This is a genomic window from Nocardia sp. NPDC102475 (assembly GCF_055584605.1).
Window position 1 is genome coordinate 1 of sequence record NZ_JBVJLS010000056.1, and the last position, 9936, is coordinate 9936.

Consider the following 9936-nt stretch of genomic DNA (forward strand, 5'->3'; position numbering starts at 1 on the left):
CACCGTCCGCGGGTGTTGGATCTGGCACATCTTCATAGACCAGGACCTCAGGCCCTCCGGTGCTGTGGAATCGCACTGCCTTCATGACTTGCTCCACCTCACTGTTACGACGACTCTTCCTCTTGCGCGTGCCGACTCGACTGAGTCATGCCCGGGTTCCGGCACCTGCAAGCGCAGGAACCTGTCGAACACAAAACCCGAATCATTTGGTCGTATTCCCTTGTGTGTCAGTATCTTTGGCGCTCATAACCAAAGCGAAAGACGACTCGCTCAGCCGTATTCGCCGACCTCAGCCAGCGAATCGGGTTGCCTACAAGCAGGAGATCGCTCAGGTCACAGACCAATTGACGCGGGACGCCGTCGCCCCGAACGACACATGCGCCCGTCAGCGTTCGGGGGTCGGTAGCACCTTGCCGTCCCTGATGTACGTGCTGACCTTTGCGGCATAGGCATGGATCGCCGACACCTGCGGCGCCAGATCCGCGGAGAGCTTCGCGACTTCGGGGCTGGCGAAGAAGTCGTCCCGCGCCGCGGCATCCGCGAAGCCCAGGATCATCGAGGCGTGGAACTGCTGGTCCACCGGGTTGTCGTGGGCGACGTTCGGGGTGTTCCAGAACGCCTCGATCCAGGGCGTGAAGACCTGCGTGCGCAATTCGCTCAGCTCTCCAGCGTCGGCGAGCGCCTGGGCGAGTTCTTTCACGCGCTTGCGGAACGCGCCCGTGCGGACGCCCTCGCGCCGGCGCAAGAACAGCCAGGCGTGCGCGCCGGCCTTCACACCGGGTTCGGCAACGGGGTACCACAGGGCCGAGTACGGCGGGCTCAGGTACATCACCGTGCGCCGGAACGCGTTGGCCTCGTCCTTGCCCAGGCGCTGGGTCTGCTTGCGACCGGAGAACAACGAGAACACGGACTTGAAGGTGATGTCGGCGACTCCGTCCATCTTGCGGTCGGCAGGGATGGCGGTCTCGATTCCGGGAGTGGCCGGCCACAGGCCCGGATTGGACTCGGCGAAATGGACCTGGCGGTTCTCTTCAAAGCCGGGGATGGCGGTGACGAACTGCGAGTGCTTGTTTGCCCAGTAGTCCATTCCGACCTGGCGGGGCTGGTCGTTGCGCACCCACGCCGCCCCCGCAGACGCGAGCGGCTTCCTGATGGGGCGCAGTGTGGTCGCGCGAGATGTCCTGGACATCAGGCGGCCACCTTCGCGGCGATGGGGGCGAACTTCTCCACATACTGGATGATGGCGCCGTGGCCGGAATTGAGGTCGGTGACGCCGACGGTGCGGGTCAGCGCGTACTCGGTGACGGTCAGGTCGGTGGTGCTCAGGGTAGGCATGGGATGCTCCTTGTTGTCGATTCGGGGTTCGGACACGCGTCTGGGCCTGGCTCAGCCGCTGGTGACCTGTGCGGGTTTAAGGTGGCTGACCAGGAACTCGGTCTGATCGGTGACCAGTTGCTCGAATGCCTCTCCGACGTAGAAGTCGAAATGGCCGGCGTCATAGTGGCGAACTTCTCCACGCGGCGCCTTACGGACGTAGCGTTCGGTCGGCCCGGACGGCGCGACCGAATCGGTTTTGCTGATGCAGAAGAGGATCGGCGCGGCGATGTCCTTGGCGACCCGGCCGGGCCGGTACAGGATCATGCCGATCAGGCTGCGGCCCGCTACGCGGTTGACCCACTCGTAGCCGTCGGCCAGCCTCAGCATTCCGGGCAGCGCGTCGTGCGCGGTCATCAGGCCCAGCTGGTCCGGCGGTGCCGCAAGCGGAATGGTGACCGGCTCCTTCCCGCGCGCCGCTGCCAGGAAGTCGCGGGCCAGGACGCCGCTCAGGACCAGGATCTCCCGTATTCCGAGCCCGTGCGCGCGGGTTGAAGCCACCCCGTCGGTGTAGGGGACCTGGGCGACCGCGGCACACAGTTCCGGATGCCGGGCGGCGACGGCGATGGCATGGCCTCCGCCCACCGAACTGCCCCACACCGCGATCCTGTGCCGGTCGACTTCGGGGAGCCCGGCCACGTACTTTAGGGCTGCGTCCCAGTCGGCCAGCTGCTCGGTCATGGACAACACCTGGCGGGGTTCGCCGCCGCTGTCGCCGAGATGGCGGTGGGTGAAGACCAGCACCGCCAACCCGGCGGCGGCGAACCGTTCGGCGTAGGGCGCGAGCCCCATCTCCCGGGTGGCACCGATGCCGTGCCCCATCACCACGACCGGCACGGGCGCGCCAGATGCGGTGGCAGGCAGGTACAGCCAGGCCGAGCAGTAGGAGTCGCCCGAAGTGAACTGCACGGTCCGGCGGTTGAACTTCGTGGGCGGCTGGTGGGTCATACCATCACTTCCTCTTTGTCGCTTGTTTCGATGGTTCCGCGTAGGAGGGCCGCGGCAGAGCCGCCGGGCTGGTGTAACGCGGAGGCGGTGACTTTCCGAGCATCCCCATTAGCCCCAGGCCGCGTCGTCGAACACCCGGTTCTACTTGCGTAATAGCCGGCGGTTTCGTCGACGTCGGGTGTGCCGACGGTGGCAGATGCCATGTGATGAAGGGCCATGTTCGTTCCTCGTGGGCTCGTCGTCATGCCACGCAGCGCTGGCGGATCTCCCCGATTCCCTCGATCCGGGTGACGACCACGTCACCGGTTGAGAGGTAGCGGGGAGGCGTTCGGGCCGCGCCGACGCCGTTGGGTGTACCCGTGAAGATCAGGTCTCCGGGGAGCAGCGGACACACCGCGGACAGTTCGGCGATCAGCGTGGGAACTGGGAAGATCAACATGGAGGTGCGGGACTTCTGCACCTGCTCGCCGTTGATCGTGCAGCTGAGCTCTAGATCGTCCGGATCGTCAAGTTCGTCCGGCGTAACCAGCCACGGGCCGATGGGGCCGAAGCCGGGGAACGATTTGCCCAGCCCGAACTGTGGAGCCGGTCCTGCGAATTGTATCTGCCGCTCGGAGAAGTCCTGGCCGACGGTCAGGCCGGCGACATACCCCCAGGCGTCCTCCTCCTTGACGTGGTGCGCCCGTCGGCCGACGACCACGACGAGCTCCGCCTCCCAGTCCACCGACTCGCTCGGCAGCTGGACGTCTCCGTACGGGCTGGCGAGGCAGGTGGGGAACTTGGTGAACGTCGGCGGCGCCTCGGGGAACGTCAGCCCCGCCTCCTTGGCGTGATCGCGGTAGTTCAGCCCGATCGCGAAGACCTGACGCGGCGCCGGAACGGGATTCCCGAGGGCGTCGGGGGCGATGACGGCGCCAGCCGTTTCCCCTGCGGCCGGGATCGCGTCGGCGGCCCAATCGCGGAACTCGTCCCATCGGTCGTAGATGGCCTGCGGATCGGACGAGAACCGTTGATCGCTGAGCCGAGCGACGTCGGCCGCGTTGCCCTCGGCGGTGACGACGGTGAGACGGTTGTCCACGGATGCCAAACGCATGTTCGCTCCTAAAGCGGGGATCGTCGGGTGCTGTCTGCCAACAGTCTCGACCACGGATTTCGACATGTCAACTAAATTCCGAAATTTTATACTGGTTTCGGCATCGCCTCGAATATGGTCTACTTAGACATGCTCAGTGGGAGACTGTCGAAGCCAGGCCGATCCGGAGCGCCGACGAGAGCGGAGAAGGTCTACGCCGACATCCGCAGCGACATACTCAACGGCCGCCTCGGCCCCGGAGAACGACTCCCGTTCGCCCAACTCGGCCAGCGCTACCAGGCAAGCACCGGCGTGCTGCGGGAGATCCTTCCGAGGCTCGTGGAGCAGGGCCTGGTGACTTCCGAACCGCAGTTCGGGTTCCGGGTCATGACGGTGTCCGAGGAAGACCTGCGCCAAATCACCGAGCTCAGAGTCAACATCGAGTGCGAGGCCGTGCGACAGTCTGTCGGCCAGGGCGACCTTGCGTGGCAGTCCCGCCTCGTGGCGGCCCATCACACCCTGGCCGCCACGCCCACGGCCGACTCGACGGGCGCCATCAACGAGGACTGGCTGGAAGTGCACTCCAGGTTCCACACGATGCTGTACGAGGCGTGCCCGAACCACCGGCTCCGTGGGTTGGCTGACTCCCTGCGGGACATCTCGGAGGTCTACCTTTGCTGGTCGAGCACCGCCGCCGGCGGTGCCCATCGGGACATCGCGGGCGAACACCGCCGGCTTCTCGACACCGCGCTCGCCAGCGACTCCAACCGTGCCGTGGCGGAACTCTCGGCGCACATCCAGCGCACGACGGACGCGCTGTTGGCATCCCGCCGCGCCTCAGTTCCCGACGAGAGCACGCCCCCTAGCCCGGGTCATTCATGATCGTTCGCGTGTCGTGACCGTGTAACGGCAGGAAGTGCCTGTCTCGCAAAGGACTCTGGACTTGCGAGGGTCCGAAGAACCATGACGTAGAGAGGCACTTCCTGGGTGAAGGTTAGATCGAGGCGTGCGTGGCCTGTTGTGCGGCAATATGATTGCACCGACGATGACGCCGCCGCCTGCTCGATGACCCGTTGCTTGTGCGCGATCCCGACGGGTTCCGGCGCTCGGCGCGCGCCGAGGACATCTACCGCCAGCTCACCACCGCCATCCCGCTACTCGAAACCCTCTTGGCAACAGAGCATTTCGACCCATGCACGTCAACACAACAGGTCAATATCGCCGGCACCGACTATGCGGTCCACACCTACGGCGATGCCATCGTCCGGCTGCTCCAATCCCAATCGCCGGACACGCCACTACGCTTCCACGGCTGGCGCCACGACGGCATCGACGAGCAGATCCGCCGCGGCGCCGTAGATCTGGGACTCTACGGTGGCTACGTACCTCACGACTTCAACGCCGAGCAGCTCGTGGCCGAGGAATTCAAATGCGTGGTTTCACACGACCGTCCACTGACCGATCGGGATGTCGTCACTCTCGATGACTATCTCAGCCTCCGCCACGTGGTGGTCGACGTCGCCGACGGCGGCCAACCCGACGTCGACTACCGTCTGACCGCCCTGGGAAGGCCCCGCCGAGCGGCCATCACCGTGCCGTACCACACCGTTGTCCTCCACATGCTCCCCGGAACCGACTTGGTGGCAACACTTCCCGGCCGACTCCTCCGCGACTAGGCAGAGACCACGCAAGTGTGTGTGCTGCCTGCGCCAGCCGAGATCGCCACGATGCCGTACCGGATGATCCGGCACCCAGCTTTCGACACCGACCGGCGGCACCGCTGGCTGCGGCAGTGCGTGCGGACAGCGGTCCTCGGTTGGTGCTGATCTGTTCGCAACGACACCATGTCCGAGATCTCGTTCTCCAAGGAATACGACCAGATCGAATATGGCGGGTTACCAGTAATCTCCAGCGGTCCCGTAAAGCGGTTCGGACCGGTGAACAACACTTGCGACTGGTCAATCCAGGGGACATGCCCTGTGAGGCGAATTGCCACGACTGCTCCGATGTAGCGGCAAGGGGAGATGTCGGAGGTGCCGCCTACTGTCGGGCGGTATGACGACGGAATCGGTTGGCCGCCTGTACCTCACGCGGCAAGCCCTCGGAGCGCTGCCGCCAGTGCTTCGCGGTATCACTCTCGATGTGGTCGAGGGGATCCCGGTCGCGGGTATTACACAAATCAGCGACTCCGGCTGGCTCCGCGCCGACGCTATCCCGGACGATGACGACGGCAGCGACCACAACAACTGGGTCGAACTACGCCTGCCACCCAACGCGGTTGCGGCATGGCTCCCCAAGAAATCTGAGCCCTCGCAACGGCGCAGGTTCCGCTAGGCCAGAGGTGCGGGTCGGCAGCCGGATTGGGTACTTCTGTTCCTCGCCCCCTAGTCCCATGTGGCGACTGCGTCTCGAAACCGGTTTCAAGACACGCAATGCGCCTCCCCGAGCCGCGATTCGCTTTCAGGTTTCTGGCCGCGCGTTGTTGGTAGCAGTGACACGGCTGATTCCGCCGCACCAGTCGCGACTGTCCGGGGAGATGTAGCCGAGTACATGCATGCAGTCGCTGAGGCGGGCAGGGATGTTGGCGTAGAGCAGGGGTTCCATGTGCGCTACGCGGTTGCGCAGCTTAACGATCCGCAAGAGCCGGTCGTGGACCAACACTTCCGGGGCGGTCGTGTTGGTGGCGGGGTCTGCTATGACGTGGGGAAAGGCGTTGCTCAGGGCGTGAGTCCACAGTGCTTGCAGACCAGCCTTTTTGGGGTCCGCTGGTGGCAGGAGTTTGCACCACAGTCCGAAGGTCAGTTGGGCGAGGATGTCGTCGTGACAGATCGGTGCGCTGTGGCGAGGGTGTCCGGGTTCTCTACTGCCGCAGGCGGTCTGAGCGCGGGTGCGGGCCTGGACCAAGGCGTTGGAGACCAGTCCGGCCAGCGGTGCGGCCGGCCTTGTGGTCCATTCCGGCGTGTAGGGCTGGCCGGTTTTGAAATCTCGTCCGCGGGTGGGGTTCCACTGGCGTAGCTGCTCGTCGATTGCGTTGCGCACAACGACTTCGACTACGCCGAGGACTTCCTGCAGGGCCGCTGCTAACTGAAGGTTCCACTGGTACAGCGCAAGAGCCAAGTCGCTGTCGCCGGAAGAGGCGTGGACGAAGGGCGCCATACGGGGGCCGCTCAGGTAGCGAGTGACATTTGAAGTCACCGTCGGGCGTGCAGGCATCAGCAGATCGTTGCCCATCGCCGCCAGGTTGACAAGGCTGCCCCTTATCGCACTTGTGGTAGGAGAAGTGCCGTTACGGGGGTATTGTTGGGATGAATGCGGGAGACAAGAGCTGCCGCGCAATCACATGGGAACGCCCCGGAGCCGATGCGCTCCGGGGCTTCTTTTGTTCCGCCACGGCTGCTGTTACCACGCGGGCCCCTGTAGGAGCAGATCGCGTTCGGGGCCATTTTCATGAGCCTTCGATGTTCGAAGTCCCCTTCTATCGGGCTACTGAGCTGATCCATCCGCAAGGGCGGTGCAGTGCGGTGCTCAGGTTGTCGTCGGGGTGCGGGGGACGAGAGAGATATCGAGTTCTTCGCTGCGACCACCGATGGCGAGGTGCTGGGTGGTCAGGTCGGAAAGGGTTGTGTCGGCGCCGGAGCGGCGGGTGTGCAGGGAGATGTGGGGTGGTTGTCCGCGCAGACCCGAGACGACGAGCACCCAGAGATGGGCCGGGTCGAGGTCGGCGTCGCCCTTGCTGTCGGGGTCGTACCCGATGCGGTCGACGACTTCCTGCAGGCTCGCGACGATTCCACGGAGTTTGAGACGTCGCGCCATCTCCCGTTCGGTGGCGTTGGTCGCGGCCGCCAGTTCGCGCCAGTTCGCGCCCTGCTGCCAGCCTTCCAGCAGCGCGGTGTCCATGGCTTCGCTCCAATACAGCTTGCCCGCTGCGGTGGCATGGTCGCGCAGCTGCTGTTCCCAGTCGTATTCGGGGTCTTCGCGTAGTTGCAGGCCCAGCAGTTCCACCGCCAAGCGCTTGCTGTTGCGTTCGGCCCGCCGCTGTGGTGGCAGCAGCATGTGGCAGCGGGCGCGGATCGCGCCGTCGGTGCGGCCGAACTGAGCTGCCAGCTCCAGTACACCCTTGCCCGACTTCACCTCTTCGACCAGAGCTCGGCACTCCGCGGTGAGCCACGGCTCCCCCGCCCGTGTGTTCGCGACCCGATCTGGTTCTACAGGTCATCTTCGACGTCACGTACAGGTGGATCTGAACGTCATGGGTGATCTGAAGATGTTGGTGCAGACGAATTTCGGCGTCACCTGGTTGTGATGGTGGTAGGTTGCGCCGCAACGTTCCGTGTGCTTGGTCCGGAGGCCCGGAACCTGTCTGGTAGGAGCCGTCGTTGCCGCCGCCTCGTCAGTCCAAGGTGGAGCTGTATGCAGCCATCCGGCGGGATTCGCGGGCCGGGGTGTCGGGCCGGAATCTGCAGCGTAAGTACAACGTCGGCTATCAGACGGTGCGGGCGGCGTTGCGGTCGGTGCTGCTGCACGCATCAGAGCTGGTCGTCTACGACTCCCGGACCGAGGTCGCCCGGCACGAACGGATCGCGGGCAAGGGACAGACCCGTATGGATCTGGATCACTACCTGGAAGGGCTGATGCGCAAGCCCGGCGCACTCGCCGGGGCGACCGCGTTGGAGCAGGCCCGCGCGATAGGCCGATTCACCCCAGCCCATGACGCGTGGTGGGCCGCGGCCCGCAAGGCGCACGGAGACCGTGACGGCACCCGCGCCCTGATCGAGGTGCTGCTGGTGCATCGGCACATGTCCCACCACCAGGTCGTCGCCGGACTGAAGGCCGCGTTGAAGGTCGGTGCGCTGGCCGCCGACGCCGTGGCATTGGAGGCCCGCAAGATTGCCGACACAGAGCCGCCGCGCGCGCCGGTGGAGTTGGATGAACCCAATCCAGTGTCGTCGCCGACCGCGCGCCGGGTGGCGCAACTACCACCCGACACTCGGCCTTTGCCGTCGGTGGCCGTCTACGACCAGCTGTTGCGTCACCCCTACCCACCCGCAGAAGGAACCAGTTCATGACCACCACCTCGAGCACGCCCCGGCGCCGCGGAATGACCGAGCAAGCCGCTGACGCCTCCATTGACCAGGCATGCCGGATGCTGCGACTGCCCTCGATCCGTCAGCAGTTCACCGAGATCGCCGACGGCGCCGAACGTGAACAGATGTCGTATCGGTCGTTTCTGGCCGAGCTGCTGCTGGCCGAGTGCGACGACCGCGCCCGCCGCCGCAGCGAGCGCCGCATCCGCGCGGCTGGGTTCCCCCGTGAAAAGTCGTTGCGGGCCTTCGATTTCGACGCCAACCCGAATGTCGACCCGGCGATGATCCATACCCTCGCCACCTGCAACTGGGTGGAGAAGGGTCTGCTCCTGTGCTTGATCGGCGACTTGGGCACCGGCAAGAGCAACCTGCTGATCTCCTTGGGCACCGAAGCCGCGATGAAGGGCTACCGCGTGAAATACACCCTCGCCACGAAACTGGTCAACGAACTGGTCGAAGCCGCCGACGACAAGCAACTCACCAAGACCATCGCCCGCTACGGCCGGGTCGATCTGCTCTGTCTCGACGAACTCGGCTATATGGCGCTGGACCGACGCGGGGCCGAGCTGTTGTTCCAGGTTCTGACCGAAAGGGAGGAAAAGAACAGTGTCGCTATCGCATCCAACGAGTCGTTCGGAGGATGGACGAAAACGTTCACCGATCCCCGGCTCTGCGCGGCAATTGTCGATCGATTGACCTTCGGCGGGCACATCATCGAAACCGGCACCCGAAGCTACCGGCTCACCCGAACCGCGCAAACCACGGCCCATAGGACAGCAGCATCGACGAACAACACAGCGAAAGATCCGGTACTCGAACCGCAAGGCTGACCGTCCCGCAGACCGCGGGTGACGCCGGGATTCGTCGGGAATCAGCATGTCAGACACGATGTTTGGAGTCATCGGTCGAGTCGTCGGTGACGCACCCGTCCAGCCATTTCGATGATCTCACCGCAACCATGCGCACATGTGATGCATTAGCTGTGCTGCCGCCTCGAACGGTTCCAAGTCCTGCTCGGCGGCGGCCCTGGCGACGAACTACCGCTGGCCGACTTCTGAATCCGGCCCTCACCGGAACATCGCCGATCCGGAAGCCGTTCGGATTCGTGATTCGGGTGGTCCAGGGCATGGTGGTGAAGAGCTCGAAGCTGTGGTCTATCGCAAACGACCCGTTTGCGTTGGGCCCGAGCGTTGTCGGCGCCTCGGCCAGCTGGCCGCACTCACCACGGCCTGGAACACCGCGCACCGCCTGGCTGACGGCGCAGGAATATCATTCAATCCCTCCGGAGAGCGGGGGTCCCCGAACTAGGGAAGCGGTGACGGCACCAGCCGTGCACGAGGTAGCAAGGGCGTGAGGGGCTGTTCCCTACCTGCCAAACTTGGATGAGACCAGTTGGTCTGTATATTTCCGGTAGGTGATGTAGGGCGAGATCAGGGATATCGAGCAGGTGACGTTGAG

Annotated in this window: 10 protein-coding genes and 1 pseudogene; 5 read left to right on the forward strand and 6 right to left on the reverse strand. The window is 64.8% G+C overall.

Annotated elements, in window-relative coordinates; all coding sequences use genetic code 11:
* Positions 1–385: 385 nt before the first annotated feature.
* The 4 genes from ACZ60G_RS43770 to ACZ60G_RS43785 all read right to left on the reverse strand — a co-directional run bounded on the left by ACZ60G_RS43770 (position 386) and on the right by ACZ60G_RS43785 (position 3415).
* Positions 386–1117, reverse strand: coding sequence for a strictosidine synthase (locus ACZ60G_RS43770; RefSeq protein WP_465818290.1), 732 nt, complete (start codon positions 1115–1117; stop codon positions 386–388).
* A gap of 71 nt (positions 1118–1188) precedes the next feature.
* Entirely contained in the window at positions 1189–1335 is a 147-nt protein-coding gene (locus tag ACZ60G_RS43775) for a hypothetical protein (RefSeq protein ID WP_465818292.1), read from the reverse strand.
* Between the two features lie 51 nt (positions 1336–1386).
* Positions 1387–2322, reverse strand: coding sequence for an alpha/beta hydrolase (locus ACZ60G_RS43780; protein ID WP_465818294.1), 936 nt, complete (start codon positions 2320–2322; stop codon positions 1387–1389).
* A 241-nt stretch (positions 2323–2563) separates the two neighbouring features.
* Positions 2564–3415, reverse strand: coding sequence for a fumarylacetoacetate hydrolase family protein (locus ACZ60G_RS43785; protein WP_465818296.1), 852 nt, complete (start codon positions 3413–3415; stop codon positions 2564–2566).
* Between the two features lie 114 nt (positions 3416–3529).
* Between ACZ60G_RS43785 and ACZ60G_RS43790 the strand changes: the two genes are divergently transcribed.
* From ACZ60G_RS43790 to ACZ60G_RS43800, 3 genes are all read left to right on the forward strand, one after another.
* A complete protein-coding gene (locus ACZ60G_RS43790) occupies positions 3530–4276 on the forward strand; it encodes a GntR family transcriptional regulator (RefSeq protein ID WP_465818298.1) in 747 nt (248 codons plus the stop codon).
* A 197-nt stretch (positions 4277–4473) separates the two neighbouring features.
* A complete protein-coding gene (locus ACZ60G_RS43795) occupies positions 4474–5070 on the forward strand; it encodes a LysR substrate-binding domain-containing protein (protein ID WP_465818300.1) in 597 nt (198 codons plus the stop codon).
* Between the two features lie 379 nt (positions 5071–5449).
* Entirely contained in the window at positions 5450–5728 is a 279-nt protein-coding gene (locus tag ACZ60G_RS43800; protein WP_465818302.1) for a hypothetical protein, read from the forward strand.
* Positions 5729–5854: 126 nt separating this feature from the next.
* Here ACZ60G_RS43800 and ACZ60G_RS43805 read toward each other — a convergent pair whose 3' ends face one another.
* Together ACZ60G_RS43805 and ACZ60G_RS43810 are read right to left on the reverse strand one after the other, a co-directional pair.
* The gene (locus ACZ60G_RS43805) at positions 5855–6625 is read right to left on the reverse strand and encodes a hypothetical protein (protein ID WP_465818304.1); all 771 of its coding nucleotides are present in this window, start codon (positions 6623–6625) and stop codon (positions 5855–5857) included.
* A gap of 294 nt (positions 6626–6919) precedes the next feature.
* Entirely contained in the window at positions 6920–7525 is a 606-nt protein-coding gene (locus tag ACZ60G_RS43810; RefSeq protein WP_465818306.1) for a hypothetical protein, read from the reverse strand.
* Between the two features lie 380 nt (positions 7526–7905).
* Between ACZ60G_RS43810 and ACZ60G_RS43815 the strand changes: the two are divergent.
* Together ACZ60G_RS43815 and istB are read left to right on the forward strand one after the other, a co-directional pair.
* Positions 7906–8460, forward strand: a pseudogene (locus ACZ60G_RS43815) (IS21 family transposase); the annotation flags it as partial.
* Positions 8457–9308: an IS21-like element helper ATPase IstB gene (gene istB / locus ACZ60G_RS43820; protein WP_465818308.1), complete on the forward strand. Its 852-nt coding sequence runs from the start codon at positions 8457–8459 to the stop codon at positions 9306–9308. The pseudogene ACZ60G_RS43815 and the gene istB, both read left to right, overlap by 4 nt.
* The last annotated feature ends 628 nt before the right edge of the window (positions 9309–9936 follow it).

What these genes read in the sequence shown, in the direction of transcription:
- istB (WP_465818308.1), top strand. Translation starts at nt 8,457, where the DNA reads ATGACCACCACCTCGAGCACGCCCCGGCGCCGCGGAATGACCGAGCAA.
- ACZ60G_RS43775 (WP_465818292.1), bottom strand. Translation starts at nt 1,335, where the DNA reads ATGCCTACCCTGAGCACCACCGACCTGACCGTCACCGAGTACGCGCTG.
- ACZ60G_RS43780 (WP_465818294.1), bottom strand. Translation starts at nt 2,322, where the DNA reads ATGACCCACCAGCCGCCCACGAAGTTCAACCGCCGGACCGTGCAGTTC.
- ACZ60G_RS43800 (WP_465818302.1), top strand. Translation starts at nt 5,450, where the DNA reads ATGACGACGGAATCGGTTGGCCGCCTGTACCTCACGCGGCAAGCCCTC.
- ACZ60G_RS43790 (WP_465818298.1), top strand. Translation starts at nt 3,530, where the DNA reads ATGGTCTACTTAGACATGCTCAGTGGGAGACTGTCGAAGCCAGGCCGA.
- ACZ60G_RS43785 (WP_465818296.1), bottom strand. Translation starts at nt 3,415, where the DNA reads ATGCGTTTGGCATCCGTGGACAACCGTCTCACCGTCGTCACCGCCGAG.
- ACZ60G_RS43805 (WP_465818304.1), bottom strand. Translation starts at nt 6,625, where the DNA reads ATGGGCAACGATCTGCTGATGCCTGCACGCCCGACGGTGACTTCAAAT.